Here is a 16,639-nt window from a genome sequence, read left to right on the forward strand (position 1 = left end):
TACTTAATGGAGTTCAATAGTCTCTTCAAGAATTTTGACTCTTTCGTCAAAATTTTTAAAAAAAACTCAATTGATTTAAGCTTACTTTCAATCACTTTCTGAAAGACATTTAGGCTATCAGAACTTCTGACCTCTACTCCCTCTTTGCGCAATTCATCAACAGAAACTTTTCCTTGGGTATATCTTTCAATCTTAAGGGCTAATTCTAGTGATGCCTTTCTTTCTTTTTTAAGCAGTTGATAGAGCTATGATGCTGAGATCCCTAAATCTGCAGCGAATTTTTTTACTGGTAAATCGTGTTTGAATAGACAGTCTCTCATGGTCATTTATATAAAAAAGGCTAACTTCAAAAGAGCTTTTTTTCATGTGTAATTATCACACATTTGTGTAATTCCTTGACTTTACTCCCGTGTCAGTTTTTAATCCAAGGGACGCACACAAGGAGGTTAGCCATGATGCAAACAATATGCGAAAGGGAAGAAAAAATTGTTGCCGATTTGAAATTGCTTCGAGATGAGATTATTGCGGGTTTCGAAAATTTTGAGCCCACGGCACTCTTCGAAAGAAAAGAGTGGGACCATCATAGCGGCGGCGGCGGCGAAATTTCGGTGATTCGCGGAGATGTTTTCGAAAAGGCTGCGGTTAATTGGTCTGGAGTCAAAGGAACAAAGCTCCCTTTTAATGACGAGGAAGAACCTTTTTTTGCAACAGGAGTCAGTCTAATCACCCACATGAAAAATCCTTTTATGCCTACGGTTCACATGAATGTCCGATACATTCGAACCGGTGACAGGTGGTGGTTTGGAGGAGGATATGACTTGACGCCAATGGGCTTTGATAAAAATGAAGACACGAAGCATTTCCACGGAGTTGCAAAAAAAGCCCTTGGAGAGTCTCTCTACAATGAATTTTCAAAAAACGCTGCAGATTACTACACTATTAAGCATTGGAAAAAAGAACGTGGCGTGGGTGGAATTTTTTTTGATTATTACAACACGGGAGACTTTGAGAAAGACTACGGGATGTGGAAAGAGGTAGGCTCTACCTTTTTAGATGCGATCCTTCCTGTTTATGAAAAACGGAAAGATACTCCTTATACCGAAAAAGACAAAGCGGTGCAAAATCGATTGCGCGCCCACTATGTGGAGTTCAATCTTCTTTATGATCGGGGAACAAAGTTTGGGTTTACATCAGGAGGCAATCCAGAAGCAATCTTATGCTCCATGCCTCCCACTGCTACGTGGTGAGAAATTTTTGACAGTGTCAACAAATGCCCGGACATGATCAACAGGAATATCGGGCAGGACCCCATGTCCTAAGTTTACAATATATCCAGGGTCCCCTTCCATGCTTCGAAGCATTTTCTCTGTCTCTTGTTGAATCGCTGCTGGGGGAGCATAAAGAATCTCGGGATCAAGGTTGCCTTGCACGGCAATGGTTCCTGGCACGCGCTTCCGAACCTCATGAAGAGGATAGGTCCAATCAAAACTAATAGCATCAGGTCTCAAAGCAACAAATTCCGAAACAAAATGCGAAGCGGCGCGCGAAAAAAGAATAACGGGAACATCAACAGCTTCGACAATTTGCTTTAAAAATGGTTGAGCAAAGCGGCAAAACTCCGTTCGCGAAAGGAGGTTTGCCCATGAGTCAAAAATCTGAATAGCATCAACCCCCGCCTCCACTTGCATCTTGAGATAAGCAATACTCTGATTGGTAATCACCTGAAGAAGCTCAAAGGCGCTTTCAGGATCGGAATAAAGCCACTTCTTTACCTTCTTCCCCGTCATATACGTCATAACAGTAAAGGGGCCTCCACAAAAGCCAATCAGAGGAACATCGATTTCCTTTTTCAATAGATGAATCCCTTCTTTAACAAATGAGAGCGCTTCTTCCACAGGTTTTGGTTGGACGTGAAGAAGATCATTCCCCTCTCCTATTTTGGGAGAAACAACAGGCCCCCCCTTTCCAGGAAAAGAGACATCGAGTCCTAGAGCTAAGGGAACATGAAGGATATCTGCAAAAAGGATCGCTGCATCCACTCCAATAATATCGAGTGGTTGCTTCGTAATTTCAAAAATCAGCTCAGGATTGCGAAACATTTCCTCGAGAGGATATTTTTGGCGGATTGCCTGATACTCTGGAAGATAGCGTCCGGCCTGCCGCATGATCCAAACAGGAGGACGCTCAGCCGTATTTTTGCATGCTAGGGCGTTTAAAAACCTAGGAGGTGAGGAGACGGCTGAGGATATCATCAACTGTAAACCCAAATTCTTTTGCGATATCACTCATTGGAGCAGAACGGCCAAACTCATCAATTGAGATCGCAATTCCATTATCTCCAATAAAGCGGTGCCAACCAAAACTGACTCCAGCTTCAATTGAAACTCTCTGTCCTAATTCGCCACCACTAACGCTTTGTTGATATTCTTTATCTTGGAGATCAAAGAGCTCCCAGCAGGGAAGCGAGACAACACGCACCTGTTTCCCTTGCTTTTCAAGTGCCGCAGCAACATCCATTGCAAGAGAAATTTCGGACCCCGTTGCAAAGAGGCAATAGTCACATTTTCCGCTTTCTTTCTTCAAAATATATCCACCGCGCCCAGCTCCTTCGTTAAAGGGAAGGGCTGTTTCCTTAAGTGTTGGAAGATTTTGTCTCGTGAGAACCAATGCCGTGGGGTAGGGATAATTTAGCGCAGAGAGCCAAGCTGCTTTCACTTCATTTGAATCTCCCGGACGGAAGACATGAAGGTTTGGCATGGCACGGAGAGCTGCTAAATGTTCAACAGGCTGGTGCGTCGGACCATCTTCCCCCAAAAAGACTGAGTCGTGGGTGAATTGATAGATCACATGGTACTTTGCTAAACACGCAAGGCGACAGGCATTCCGCAAATAGTCTGAAAAGGTAAAAAAAGTTCCCACGTAGGGGAGGATCATATGCGTTTGGAAAAGGCCCGATGCAATCGTTGCCATTCCAAACTCGCGGATTCCATATTTAATGTTGCGGCCTTTAAAGTCATTTTGACCAACAAGAGGGAATTGTTTCATCATGGTACAATCTGATCCCGAAAGATCCGCCGAGCCACCATAAAGAAAGGGAAGTTCATTTCCTAAAACTTGGATCACTTCCTGTGAAGCTTTCCTCCCTGAAATGGAAGCGGGAAACTCAATCTTATTAAGCCTTGCTTCTAAGTCAGCAGGAATAACCCTCTCAAGCATTGCTTGATATTCTTTTGCTAAATCAGGGTGCGCCTTTTGCCACGTATTGAAATACTGTTTCCATTCCCCTTCTAAATTCTCTTGCTTAGAAAGTTTTTCCTCAAAGAAGGTTTTTACCGACTGAGGAATATAAAACTCCTCTTCAGGAAGCCCCAATGCTTCTTTTGCTGCTATGACTTCATCAGGTCCAAGTGGAGAGCCATGGGCTTTCGATGAATTGGCTTTGTTGGGAGATCCTTTTCCGATAATGGTGTGGCATTCGATATAAATGGGTCGGGTTTGGCTTTCTCGAATCGTACTCATAACTTCATCGATCGAATCAAGATCGTTTCCATCCATCTCTAAAACTTCGAAGCCGTAAGCCTTGTACCGCGCCTTAACATCTTCAGAAGAAGATTGATCGAGTGTTCCATCTAAGGTGATCTTGTTAGCATCATGAATCAAAATAAGATTATCCAAACAAAGATGCCCAGCAAATGAGCTTGCTTCATTCGAAACCCCTTCCATTAAGCATCCATCTCCTGCTAAACAAACGATTTTTGCATTCAAGATTTGGTGCTCTTCTTCGTTAAACTTTTGCTCAAGAAGTTTGAGACCAAGTGCTTGTCCTACGGCATTTCCAACGCCTTGTCCTAAGGGTCCAGTTGTCGATTCAACTCCTGGAGTTTCTCCATACTCCGGATGCCCTGGGGTCTTTGAGTGAAGTTGCCGAAAATGTTTGATATCATCAAGAGAGAGGTCAAACCCCGATAGGTGAAGGCATGAGTAGAGCCACATCGATCCATGTCCCGCAGACAAAATCATCCGATCTCGATTCATCCACTGTGGATTTTTGGGATTATGGCGGAGAAAGTGACCATAAAGGTAAGCGCCCAGCTCAGCGCACCCCATTGGGAGTCCCGGATGTCCTGAGTTTGCTTTTTGGACAGCTTCAAAGGAAAGTTGCCGAATCGTATTTGCCGTTTTCTCTAAAATTTTCTTGAGTGCGCTATCCATTTTAAATGATCCTTGCATTTCTCCTTCAAATAACCTATTTTTAGGGCTAAACCAGATAGATATCAAGAACAAATTTACAGGCTGTTTGATGCTCTCCCAAGAAATACGAAAAAAGTTCCTCGCCTACTTCAAAGAAAAGGGACATGCAGTCGTTCCCTCCTCTCCAACGATTCCTCATGATGATCCTACCCTCCTCTTTATCAATGCAGGAATGAACCAGTTCAAAGATGTCTTTCTTGGCAAATCAGAGCGCGACTACACAAGGGCAACCTCTTCTCAAAAGTGTATCCGTGTTGGAGGTAAGCATAACGATCTCGACAATGTGGGGCATACCTCGCGCCATATGACCTTCTTTGAAATGCTAGGGAATTTTTCTTTTGGAGACTATTTTAAGAAGGAAGCCATCGACTTCGCTTGGTATGTTTCCACAGAAATTTTTCAATTCGATCCCAAAAGAGTTTGGGTCTCCGTCTTTGAAACAGATGATGAAGCCTACGAGCTATGGAAACCCCATATTGATGAAAAGCGCATTATTCGGCTTGGAGAGGAGGAAAACTTTTGGTCGATGGGCGACACGGGCCCTTGTGGACCTTGCTCTGAGATTCTCTATGATCGTGGAGAAAAATTTGGAACGGGCTCAAGCCCTTTTGAAGACCCCACTGGCGAACGCTATCCTGAATTCTGGAATCTGGTGTTCATGCAATATAATCGCGATCAAAATGGGAAAATAAACCCCCTTCCCAAGCAAAGTGTCGATACCGGAGCTGGACTCGAGAGGGTCGTCTCTTTCATGAAGGAACAAGACAACGTCTTCCAATCTGACATCTTAAGTGCATTGATCACCCGCGTTGAAGAGCTGTCGGGGAAAAAGTATGACGCTAACGATAAACACTTCGCCCCCGCTTTTCATGTGATTGCCGATCATGTTCGAGCCCTTGCGTTTGCTATGGCAGATGGAGCGCAACCGAGCAACATCGAAAGAGGTTACGTTCTGAGAAAGATCCTCCGTCGCGCCGTCCGTTATGGGCGCCTTTTGGGGTTTCAAAAACCTTTCCTTGCAGAGGTTTTCCCCACTCTTGTTGAGACGATGGGAGATGATTATCATGAGCTCAAATCCGCACAAAGCCAAATTAGTGAAGTTCTTTCCATTGAGGAAGAGGGGTTTTTCCGCACACTGCGCCGCGGAGGAAACATCCTAAATTCGATCATTGAAAAAGCTGAAAAATCAGCGCGCAAAGAGATTAGTGGAGAGGCTGCCTTCAAGTTGAAAGATACCTATGGATTCCCTCTTGAGGAAATCCTCCTTATTGCGAAAGATAGTGAACTCTCCGTCAATTTGGATGCCTATGAGCTTCTTGAGAAACAAGCGCGCGACCGTTCGCGGCAAACGCGCACCTCTCACAAACAGATTGCCGAATCTACAATTTTTGAGGAATTTGTCAAACATCATGGGACCTCAGAATTTTTCGGGTACGATAAAGTAGAACTTGAAGGGACAATCAAAGGACTAATCGTTGAGGGAAAAACGGTTGATACAATGGAAGGAGGGCAAGAGGGCCTTGTCATCCTCGACAAAACTCCATTCTATGCTGAAAAAGGGGGGCAAGTCGGAGATCGAGGAACTCTAATTCATGGAAGTGCTCTCTTTAATGTCGCTGATTGTCAAACCCCCTATGCTGGAGTGATTGCTCATCAAGGAGTTCTTAAAGAAGGGATTCTAATGGTTGGTGAACCCGTTGTTGCAAAAATTAATGAAGAGTGGCGAGGGAAAATTGCAAAGCATCATACAGCTACCCACCTCCTTCACTGGGCTCTCCAAAAAGTACTGGGATCCCATATCCGTCAAGCAGGATCTCTTGTTGAACCAGGCCGCCTCCGCTTTGATTTTAACCACCATAAAGCATTGACTAAAGAAGAAATCAGAGAAATTGAGCAACTTGTCAATGAAAAAATCTGGGAGAACAAACCTCTAAAAACTTACGAGCTGCAGCTTGAAGATGTCCAAAATCACCCTGAAATTAAGCAATTTTTTGGGGAAAAATATGGGAAGGCTGTCCGTGTTGTTGATATCAATGGATACTCTAAAGAGCTTTGCGGGGGAACCCATGTCAATAATGTTGGAGAAATCGGGTACTTTCGTATTGCAAAAGAGGCAAGCATTGCTAAGGGAGTCCGCCGTATTGAAGGTGTCACTGGCAAAGAAGCTGAGAAACTTCGCTATGCCCTAGAAGACCAACTCAAGAGTATTGCCTTAACACTTAAAGCAAACATTCCCAAAGTTGAAGATTCTCTAAAGGCCCTCGTAAAAGAAAATGAAGGGCTCAAAGAAAAAGCTCTTTTTGAGCGAAAAAAACACCTTAACGAGCTTACTACAACTCTACTTAGAACTGTGAAGAGCGTCAACAATATCCCCATCCTTAGTGCTATCGTTGATGTTGAGAAAAAAGAACTCAATGACCTTGGAACCAATATTCTTGAGAGAATGAAAACAGGTGTCCTTCTTCTCTGCGTTATTCAAGGAGAACAGTGCCAGTTGTTCTTACGTGTTTCTCCCGACCTTGTCGAGCAAGGAATTCACGCCAATGTGCTTATCAAAGAGATTGCAGCAATTGTCGAAGGTGCTGGTGGCGGGAAAAAGGACACTGCACAGGCTGGCGGGAAGAACACCAAAGGCGTTATTATCGCCTTCGACAAGATTCAAGAAATGCTCGAAAACCCCTGAGAGCACCTTCTTGTTCGTCAATGTATGACTGAATCATCTCATCCGTAATATTTCCTGAGCTTACCGCTAGGCTCTGTCCCTAAAGATAAAAATTGATTAGACTTGCATAAAGTAAAACCGAAGGAAGAAGACATGGGAATGATGACAGGTAATTTTTAGAAGCTGTTTATTGGGTGCTAAGAACGGGTGCTCCTTGGAGAGATTTACCCTCAGAATTTGGCTCGTGGAAAACGATATATAACCGTTATAGCCGATGGGTCAAGAAAGGACATTTGGAGAAAATTTTAGATTTTTTTTACAAGTGAAGCCGATCATGAATGGCATATGATTGATGGAACGACTATTCGGGCTCACCGCCATGCAGCAGGAGCACGGGGAGAACAAGAAAACCAAGCTCTAGGAAGAAGTTGCGGAGGCTTTTCTTCAAAGGATTTATGGAAAAGCAGATGCGTTGGGAATGCCTTTAGGGTTTATTATTACTGCAGGTCAGCAATCTGATATTGGCCAGGGAGAAGCTCTTTTAGGAAATGATTACTGTGATTTTTTGCTTGCTGACAGAGAATATGATAGCGATCCATTTAGGAAAATCTTAGTAGAGAGAGGAATTACTCCGGTAATCCCTGGAAGAAAAAGTAGGAAAGTAACCATTCAGTATGATGAGCATACGTATAAAGAACGAAATGCTGTCGAAAGGTTCTTTGGACGCATTAAAGAGTTCCGAAGAATTGCAACACGTTATGATAAAACAGGTTGTATGTTTAAAAGAGCGCTCTTGTTTGCTTCGATCATCATGTGGTGTAAACTTTGAGGACAGAGCCTAGCGCAAGTTTTTACTTCCTTTTGTTAGGTCTAGCACGAATTTTGGGTTAGCTGTTTACCACATGCATTTTTTTTGAGGGATTGACCTAAAATCTCTCAATCAGTAAAAATGCTTAGTTCACGCGATGGCGGTCGTAGCTCAGTAGGTAGAGCACTTGATTGTGGTTCAAGACGTCGCGGGTTCAAGTCCCGTCGATCGCCCATTTCCCTATCATTTTATTCCTGCACGAGTAGCCAAGCTCTAGGGTTTTTTCTTTTCAGTTGGATATTTTTTTGTTAGACTAAAGAATATGAAACAGACACATCCAGAGATTAAAGGTCTCCTAACGTTAATTGGCAGCATTCTTTTGGGCCTTTGTTTGCTCAGCTTTGTGCACGGATCGCCGCAAGCAAATTGGCTGGGAATGATTGGCTACGGAATTGGCCTTGGTCTGATGTGGTCTCTTGGCATTTCTGCGTATTTAGTGGTGGCCTATCTTGGCTGGATTGGGTGGAAGATGTTGATGGGAGGTGCTCCTAAACTTCTTCGAATGAAAACAGTCTATTTTGGGATTGGTGTTCTCTCTTTGTCCATGCTCCTCAACTTATTTGCCGAAGGTGGAGGTCTTTCGAGTGGCTTTATCCAGGAAAGGCTCTACTCTGAAGTCTACTTAAGCAGCTATCCATTCCCTCACAAAGTCGTTCGCTTCAACTTGGGAGGCGTTCCCCTCTATTACCTGTTAAGAGATGTTCCGACGTTCAATTTGCAGCACCTGCTCAGCATCGTTGGCGTATTCATTACATTTTCTTTAACCGGCCTTATGGCACTCATTCTTTTGACCAACACACGTATCATTCCTCTGACAAAGAGTGTTTGGTCTTTGGTAAAGATTGCAGGACAGTTTTTAAAGAAAGTGGCAGCGGACTTTAAACCCACCCGAGTGAAAAAACAGCAAAGGATCATCGCTCCTCCCCCTATGCAAACCTTTAAGCCTCCATCTTATAATGAGGACGAAGAGATTTCTGATTTAAAAATCTCAACGCATTTAGAAAAACGGCCCACGCCTGGTCGCGTGAAAAAAACCATGGATACAAAAACATACGAGGGAGCCTTCAAGAGGTTTCGCCTTCCCCCACTTAATTTGCTGACTAATGCCAAGAAACTCGATCAGCCAACGTTGAAAAAAGATCTCGAAAAACAGGCTAAAGTCCTTGAAGAAACGCTTCTAAGTTTTGGAGTAGAAGGAAAGGTTGGGGAAATCAATTGTGGTCCTACAATCACCTCATTTGAAATCCATCCACCCGTTGGAGTCAAGGTTCAGAAAATTAAAGTTCTTGAAAACGATATTGCTCTCAATTTGCAAGCCAAATCGATTCGGATCATTGCTCCGATTCCTGGAAAGGCTGCTGTTGGTGTGGAAGTTCCCTCCCTTTACCCGCAAGAAGTCGGTTTCAAGGAAATGCTTGGTGAATATCAGAAAGGAAATAAAAAGCTCCATATCCCCATTATGATGGGGCAGACGGTGACCGGGGGAAATGTCATTTCTGATCTCACCAAAATGCCTCATTGCATCATTGCCGGAGCAACAGGGTCAGGAAAGTCTGTCTGCATTAACAGTATTGTCATGTCAATTCTCATGACAGCACGCCCTGATGAAGTAAAGCTCCTCCTTGTCGATCCCAAGAAAGTCGAGCTTAGCTCCTACGCAAACCTCCCTCATATGATTGCGCCAGTGATCACAGAGGCACATGGTGCCTATGCAGCATTGAATTGGCTCGTAAAAGAAATGGGTTACCGTTATGAAATGCTCAAACGGCTCAAACTGCGCAATATCCACGCTTTTAACAACCGAAAGGTGAACCCTGAAAGGGAAGCAGAGCTGGAGATGGAAATCCCCCGCAAAATGCCCTATATTGTTGCAATTATCGATGAGTTTGCCGATCTGATGATGGCTTCTAGCTCTGATCTAGAAACACCCATTGCGCGCATTGCACAGATGGCGCGAGCTGTTGGAATTCATCTTATTTTGGCCACTCAGCGTCCTTCACGTGAGGTCATTACAGGCCTAATTAAGGCGAACTTCCCCAGCCGCATTTCCTTCAAAGTGGCAAGCCGGGTCAACAGCCAGATCATCCTCGACGAGAATGGAGCCGAAAGTCTTCTCGGAAATGGAGACCTTCTTTTCCTTCCTCCCGGCTCTCATGTCCTCACTCGGGCCCAGGGCGTTTTTATCCGCGATGAAGACATCAACCGGGTAATCGACTGCATCGAACGCCAAGCAGGGCCAAATTACCTCATTAAGTCCTTTGATCAAATGGCAGAGACAGAGCTCGCCTCTGAAGGCGCAAGTGGGGGAAAGGATGACCTCTACTCTCAGGCCTATCAAATCATCACCGAAACGGGAACTGCCTCGACCACCTTCCTCCAAAGGAAACTCAAGATCGGTTACGCCCGCGCCGCTTCGCTCATGGACGAGCTCGAATCCAACGGCGTGATTGGATCCCAAGACGGCAGCCGCCGTAGAGTCTTGCTTAAAAAAGACTAGCCCTAAAAAACTGCTCAAGTAAGATGCAGTTAGGAGGCGGTGTATTCCCCTATGGGCGATAAGCGAAAAATTCTTATTGCAGACCCTTCTACAGCGTTGATTGATGCGGTCTTAACGTCGAAGGAAGGAAAAAACTTTGAATTTGCGACAGCAAAGACGGGTCCTGCTGCTCTGAAGAAAATCCAAGAATTTGAACCCGATCTGCTGATTATCGACCTCATGATGCCTCATATTCATGCCCTCGAAATCATGAAAACTATCAAATTAAATAGCCGCTACAGCGAGATGGGGATCATTGTCACATCTTATCATGTGATGATCCAAAACTATCACGCCGTCATCGATGAAGGAGCTGATTATTTCCTAGTAAAGCCCTTTGAAACCTACCAACTTTTCGAACTGGTAGAAACGTTCTTCAAGGGGGAGCTAAAACCTGCTCCATTTACCTTAAAAAGTGGAAGCGAAATTGTTGAAACTCACTGCTATCACCCCATTCCTTCCACCCTGACTTCTTATATCCGTTTTTGGGGAACCCGGGGATCGAATCCTGTAGCCGGCGCAGAATACGTCCGCTATGGAGGAAACACCTCTTGTTTGGAAGTGCGACATGGCGACGACCTTATCATTATCGATGCAGGAACGGGGATCCGGCAGCTAGGCGATCTTATCGACCTCGACGATAACCAAACGATTCACCTTTTTGTCTCTCATACTCATTGGGATCATATTACTGGTTTTCCCTTCTTCAATCCCCTTTACAAAAAGACTTGTGACGTTGTTGTTTGGGCTCCGGTGGGGTTTGAAAAAAGCACTAAAGAGCTTTTTACCAGTATGCTTGCCTACGCCTATTTCCCTGTTCGTCTCGATGAAATGAAAGCAAAAGTCACCTTTAAGGAGCTCCGCGACGACCGCCCTGTTTCGATTGGAGATCTTATTATTGACTGCCATTTTACAAATCATCCAGGTCCCACCGTTGGTTTCAAAATCAAAGCCCCCAATAAAACCATAGGATACATTACCGATAATGAGGTTCTCCTCGGATATCATGGACATCCTAACGAGATCCACCGCAAACATCCTCTTTTAGAACCTCATCTTGGACTGATTGATTTTCTCAAGGATTGCGACCTTGTCGTTCATGAAGCGCAGTACTTCCCTGAAGAATACTATCGAAAAACGGGATGGGGTCACTCTTCGATTCCCAATGCAACCGTCCTTCTTAAATATACCGGCGTAAATGAATGGCTCGTCACACACCATGATCCCAATCATAACGATTCCGATCTACAGATTAAGCTCCAACTCCACAACGATATTATCCAAGAATGTGGACTCAATATCAAAGTGGATATCGCCTACGATGGCCTTATGATTCCATTATAATTTGACTGACTTTTTCCTGATAAGCAATTGAAATGGAAAGTTCCCGCTGCACCCGTTCCTTCACCCGCTTCACTGCAAGCTCAGGGTTATTGCATTCAGCTGAAAGATGCGCCAAATAGACATGCTTCAATCCCTCATGATCAATCTCTCTTACAAGCTCTGCGCATGCATCATTTGACAAGTGTCCTTGCCGGCCAAGCACCCGTTGTTTGTAAACCATCGGCCGATTGCACGCATAAACCATCGACGGCTCATGATTCGCCTCGATATAGAGATAATCGCATTCCAAAAGATGGGCCCGCACAAGCGTTGTGACAAATCCAAGATCCGCACATATACCAATCTTGATCTCCCCAAAACGAATCGTAAATGCGACTGGATCAAGCGTGTCATGCTGCACACTGAAGGGATGAATTTCCATCTCGCCATACTCAAAGGCTTCCCCCGTCGAAAAGATCTTAAAGCGTGGACGCTCCTTCATTTCCCCAATTGCAGCCTTTGCCGTCTCGCTATTCGCAAAAACGGGAATTCCTAGCTTATTCGCCGTCTTTTCAAGCCCCCGAATATGGTCCCCATGCTCATGGGTGACAAGGACCGCATCGATTTCCCCTATATCGACATCGATCTCCCCTAACTTTTCACCGAGAGCCTTAAAACTAATTCCTGTATCGATTAAGAGTTTCGTCTCTCCTGTACCAATGTAAATGGCATTCCCTTTCGAACCCGATGCTAATGGACAAAACTTAAACATAACAGATCGGGTTTACCAGAAAATGAAAATTCTTTCCATAAAAATATCAACCTCTTACATGAATTCTATTAAACTAATATTGACATTTTTAATTCGCTATAATTATACAAAAAAATAACAAGGATTTTTATGAATCGGAGAAAAATACTAAATGAAATCGACGCGACATTAGATCAACTGATCAAAAATGCCGCAGCACTCAAAGAAGTTGCAGATGACACCCACCTTTCTGCCGCTCTTCATAAAACGCAAGAAAGCCTCCTGGCTCATCTCATCCATCTTGATGATTTTCTCGACAAACCACCCAAAGCCCAAACTGAAAAACGGGCACTTCTTACAGAGCTTTCTAAAAAGCCCACAACGCGCCGCAAGCGCACCAAACAAACCCTTTAATTCCCTGAGTTAAAAATGGAGTCGTAGTCTTTGAATGATTTCAAATGAGCCTATCCCGATAATGAGGCTGTTTAGAACCAAAGAGATTCAGAAGTTTCAGGATGTAAAACTTTTGAGTTCGAAAAAACAGGTGCTTTTTGATAGGTTTTGTAGTTTGTAAGTGTTTAGAAATGGAAAATTCCGTCCATTTGGACACACCTCTCCCTAGGAGAGACACAAATTTGGGGGATCTAGAACCGCAAGCCTCTTCAGATTGTAACAAATAGCTTGCATAAAACTTGAAAACTGATTTTTCGCGATTCCTCGGTACCGCACTCGTTTCTCTATTTGCGAAAAGACCCGCTCATGAGGGGCCCTCACGGAACTGTACCACCGATCCTGATCTTTATTTTTGCCCTTCATGTTATTCTTTTTGATAGCGCCTAGATGTACCCCCTTTGCCTTAGCTATTCTGGGCGCGGGACTTATACAATATCCTTTGTCCATATAGCTAGCTCCCTGCGAGGGACAGACGTGTTTGAAACCTGAGGCATCTGTGATATTAGCCGGAGTAATCGCAACCTTATTGATAAGACCTGTCTGCATGTCTACACTGGTATGCTGCTTATAACCATACCAGTATTTATTCTTCCCTTTACAACCAATCTTTGCTTGAACGTCTGCAGAAAATTGTGAGATGTTTTCGTTGTTCAGTTTCTCGTATTTTTCTGCAATCGCCTTATCTCTTTCCTCCCATAAGTTCGCTTTAGCAATTAAATGGGTTGCATCTACAAAGGTAAAAACTTCACTCATAAGTCCTTGATCTTTTAGCTGATCTCTTAGATCAGCTAAGATCTTGGACAAGATATTGGTCCCTATTTTTTTTCTAAGCTGACAAAAGACTGTGTGATCTGGGGTATTGTCTCTCAGGTTAAACCCACAAAACCATCGAGCTGCAGTGTTTTCTTGGATAAAGCGTTCTAATTCTCTATCGCTGCAGTTCTCCATAAACTGCAGCAATAAACACTTGAATATCCGCAGCAAGCCATGCCCTTTATGGGGATTGTCCTTTTCCAGTTTCCTGAGTCTTTTCTCCACAAAACTAAATGACCAAATCTTGGCAAATTTACGGTAATTGTGGCTTTCTGGAACTAAGTCTTCTAAGCAAATCATCTCAACTTGTTGCATGGGAATCCTCCATCTAAAAAGAGAAAGAGCTTAAATTATTTTAGAAAATTATGCCAGTTCTCAACAGTCCCATTATCGGGATAGGCTCATGGGGTAGTTATACATCTAACCTAGTCTAATCCTCATGCTTTGGTATTTTCAAAAAGAGTTTGTTATTGTATGTATGAAAAAATATAAAGGAACTAGTCGCTAGGGGGATGCCTCCATGCTTTTTCCAACCAAGAATGAGATACTTTCCATACTCTTAGAATCTTCAAGTCTTGATTTTCTTTTGGGAATAAGAGGGTATTAAATGCACGATTCTTGATCGTAGGCTGATCAGACCCAACTTCTAAGATCACCGCATCCTTTTTATTCTTTGCCCAAAATGCAGCTTTCCCTGCATTCCATTCCCAATTGGAATAAACATAAAAGTCTTTTTCATGCTGATCAAGCTTTCCTTTTTCTATTTGCTCTTTAATCCGATGTAACCGCGTCCCGTGTAACCCTGTATACCGACAATTGTGAGATAAATTTTCATAAATTAAGCTTCCTTTGACACGTGGTCCACACAAATAATTTTTAATAGCATTAAAACTTGAAGCCATATTTTTTCCGTATCATTCCGATCCTTTGAGGTGTTTTACTTCTTCTTTGGTTAACCCTGTATCTTCAATAGGACTCTCACATTTTAACATTCTGCTAGTAATTTCTATAGATTTACTTTTTTCTCCTTCCTCACGTCCTTTCTCTTCGTATTTCTTTAGGGTATTTACTTCGATTCTCAGCCACTTGAGCTTCCATTCATAGATCTCACGCTCTTCATCTGAAAAATTCATCACATTGAGAACGTTTATCGCCTTTTTCACTGGAGCATCATCTAAGGAAGCTTCCAATTTAACTTTGCTGAGGAGATCTCGTCGTATTAAAAATGCAGACCACAGATCTAGGGCATTTTGAATTTTGGATCCAATATCTTCAAATTCTTTTCCTAGGCGGTCGTTGAATTTCTTCAGTTCTATTGTATGAAGCTCAAGCTCTTTGAAATAATGGATCCCTGTTTCCTTTTCTGTAATATGGAAAGCATTGTGATACTTTTCAGAGTCTAAGATGGAGGTGAAGTTTAAGATATGGATTCCGATAACTTTTTCGAGGGTGCCATAGTCATCTCTTTCTTTAAGCTGCTCTGCGTAGAGCTTTGCCCAATAGTATAGAGCTCTTTTGTCGTAATCGGCTTCATCTGTAATTTGGATTTCAATGTTAAATTTTTTGCCGTGATCTCCCTCAGCTTTGATATCTAAGATGAAGAGCTTGTAGTTCTTAAAGTTCTTCTGATTGTAGGGATTGAGCAAGGTCACATCAACAACATGATCTTCTTCTCCTACAATAGAATTAATCAAGGAGATGAGGAGATCTTTATTTTCTTCTGTGCCAAATATTTTCTTAAAGGCTATATCGATCCCAGGGACTTTTCATAAAAAAGACTTTACAGAGATGTCGTTGATTAATATTCCAAGTAGTTTAATAAGATAGCTATCGTTCCACCCAGCTAGCCGCCGTCTCTTTGCTATCCCTTTTGTTCCCTTTGCATCTACCTGAAGTATCGACTGCGCCATTCGCCGAAAAACCGCAAAATTCTCAGGGGCATTACCCGTGCTTATACAACAGGCATCTTCTTTGAAAACTACGTCCATCATCCAATGAAGATGGTTCTCTATTCCCCAGTGCCCTCGCACTAGCTTTATCGCCTCCTGAGGAATTAAAGAAAGGCTTGAGATGTAGTGACGTTTTTCTACGCTAACTTTCCCCCTAACTTCTCGTCTTGAAGTTACTTCGATAAGAGTCTTTAAGTCTTGCCACTCTTCTCGACAGTCTAACCATTCTAGGTTACTGGCTACAGCAACTTCTCGCTCCTCGATTCTTCCATGAGCTTTTTCAATTTTCTTGGCCCTAGCACACTCTGCCCCTTCATATTCAACCTCCCTTGCCTGATCGAAGAAGTTTTGGGCTTCATCATGTAAAGTTCCTTGGTTGCCTTTTAGAGCTATCACGTAATCGCCTCCTGCCCTGCGAATGTCTTCCACAATTTTTTTCTGACAGCCTGCAGCGTCAATAGTGATAATTGATCCTTTGATATCTATGGCTTTTATCAATTCTGGAATGGCAGTAATTTCATTTGATTTTTCCTCTGTTTTGACTTGGCCTAGCAACAAACTTCGACCTGTTTCCCAAGCCGAGACAAGATGAACTGTTTGCTTGGATGCCCCATTGAGCCTTTTACCATCGATTGCGATAATTTGCTTTTTCACTTCAACAGGAAGAGCTTTCATCCATCGAATGAAAGTCTCTTGTAATTTTTGGGGGTTTAGCATAACGAGAAGCCACCAAAACACTGTATAGCTGGGAGGTTTTTTGATTCCAAGAAGCCGTTGGAATAAGCTGATTTTTGTACATGCATACTCATGAATATGGATGATAGCATTAGCCCCAGCTATGACCGCTGCTAAGATAATGACTAGTAGGGCAACCAACGGATACGACAAGTTATCTTTAGCACGTGGGTCTTGGATATCTTTGAATTCTATTTCTATGGACTCAATGAAGGCTTGCTGATCTAGGAGTTGATCTACTTCAGAATAGAACTTGGCCACTTGTTTCTTTGACATAAACACCTCTAAGTTAATCAGA

13 protein-coding genes, 1 tRNA gene and 1 pseudogene are annotated in these 16,639 nt (G+C 43.2%); 8 read left to right on the plus strand and 7 right to left on the minus strand.

Features of this window, described 5'->3' with window-relative positions:
• Positions 1-452 precede the first annotated feature (452 nt).
• Entirely contained in the window at positions 453-1,247 is a 795-nt protein-coding gene (gene hemF / locus R2I63_RS03705) for an oxygen-dependent coproporphyrinogen oxidase (protein ID WP_316359013.1), read from the plus strand.
• On the opposite strand, the gene hemE is transcribed toward hemF, so the two are convergent.
• A complete protein-coding gene (gene hemE, locus R2I63_RS03710; RefSeq protein ID WP_316359732.1) occupies positions 1,215-2,252 on the minus strand; it encodes a uroporphyrinogen decarboxylase in 1,038 nt (345 codons plus the stop codon). The genes hemF and hemE overlap by 33 nt on opposite strands.
• Positions 2,221-4,230, minus strand: a complete 2,010-nt coding sequence (tkt, locus tag R2I63_RS03715; RefSeq protein WP_445083658.1) for a transketolase — start codon at positions 4,228-4,230, stop codon at positions 2,221-2,223. Before tkt ends, hemE begins: the two co-directional genes overlap by 32 nt.
• Positions 4,231-4,300: 70 nt before the next feature.
• Here tkt and alaS point away from each other — a divergent pair, with 70 nt between their 5' ends.
• From alaS to R2I63_RS03740, 6 genes and pseudogenes are all read left to right on the plus strand, one after another.
• A complete protein-coding gene (gene alaS, locus R2I63_RS03720) occupies positions 4,301-6,934 on the plus strand; it encodes an alanine--tRNA ligase (RefSeq protein ID WP_316359017.1) in 2,634 nt (877 codons plus the stop codon).
• A 164-nt stretch (positions 6,935-7,098) separates the two neighbouring features.
• Positions 7,099-7,239 (plus strand): annotated as a pseudogene (locus R2I63_RS10620) (transposase); the annotation flags it as partial.
• A 152-nt stretch (positions 7,240-7,391) separates the two neighbouring features.
• The gene (locus R2I63_RS03725; protein ID WP_316359735.1) at positions 7,392-7,742 is read left to right on the plus strand and encodes a transposase; all 351 of its coding nucleotides are present in this window, start codon (positions 7,392-7,394) and stop codon (positions 7,740-7,742) included.
• Positions 7,743-7,881: 139 nt separating this feature from the next.
• Positions 7,882-7,954: transfer RNA gene (locus tag R2I63_RS03730), tRNA-His, on the plus strand.
• Positions 7,955-8,043: 89 nt separating this feature from the next.
• A complete protein-coding gene (locus R2I63_RS03735) occupies positions 8,044-10,278 on the plus strand; it encodes an FtsK/SpoIIIE family DNA translocase (protein ID WP_316359020.1) in 2,235 nt (744 codons plus the stop codon).
• 51 nt (positions 10,279-10,329) lie between these two features.
• Positions 10,330-11,661, plus strand: a complete 1,332-nt coding sequence (locus R2I63_RS03740; RefSeq protein WP_316359022.1) for a response regulator — start codon at positions 10,330-10,332, stop codon at positions 11,659-11,661.
• Here R2I63_RS03740 and R2I63_RS03745 read toward each other — a convergent pair.
• On the minus strand, positions 11,645-12,412 hold the full coding sequence (locus R2I63_RS03745; protein WP_316359024.1) for an MBL fold metallo-hydrolase: 768 nt from the start codon (positions 12,410-12,412) through the stop codon (positions 11,645-11,647). The two genes, R2I63_RS03740 and R2I63_RS03745, sit on opposite strands and share 17 nt — an antisense overlap.
• A 129-nt stretch (positions 12,413-12,541) precedes the next feature.
• Between R2I63_RS03745 and R2I63_RS03750 the strand changes: the two genes are divergently transcribed.
• Positions 12,542-12,805, plus strand: coding sequence for a hypothetical protein (locus R2I63_RS03750; protein WP_316359027.1), 264 nt, complete (start codon positions 12,542-12,544; stop codon positions 12,803-12,805).
• Between the two features lie 204 nt (positions 12,806-13,009).
• Here R2I63_RS03750 and R2I63_RS03755 read toward each other — a convergent pair whose 3' ends face one another.
• The 4 genes from R2I63_RS03755 to R2I63_RS03770 form a co-directional block, all read right to left on the minus strand.
• Complete coding sequence (locus R2I63_RS03755; RefSeq protein ID WP_316359029.1) at positions 13,010-13,972, minus strand: transposase; 963 nt, start codon at positions 13,970-13,972, stop codon at positions 13,010-13,012.
• Between the two features lie 182 nt (positions 13,973-14,154).
• Positions 14,155-14,559: a hypothetical protein gene (locus tag R2I63_RS03760; RefSeq protein WP_316359031.1), complete on the minus strand. Its 405-nt coding sequence runs from the start codon at positions 14,557-14,559 to the stop codon at positions 14,155-14,157.
• 12 nt (positions 14,560-14,571) lie between these two features.
• On the minus strand, positions 14,572-15,411 hold the full coding sequence (locus R2I63_RS03765) for an Rpn family recombination-promoting nuclease/putative transposase (protein WP_316359739.1): 840 nt from the start codon (positions 15,409-15,411) through the stop codon (positions 14,572-14,574).
• Positions 15,412-15,423: 12 nt separating this feature from the next.
• Positions 15,424-16,617: an ISAs1 family transposase gene (locus R2I63_RS03770; RefSeq protein WP_316357147.1), complete on the minus strand. Its 1,194-nt coding sequence runs from the start codon at positions 16,615-16,617 to the stop codon at positions 15,424-15,426.
• Positions 16,618-16,639 lie beyond the last annotated feature (22 nt).

It is taken from the genome of Candidatus Neptunochlamydia sp. REUL1 (assembly GCF_963457595.1).
Lineage (GTDB): Bacteria > Chlamydiota > Chlamydiia > Chlamydiales > Simkaniaceae > Neptunichlamydia.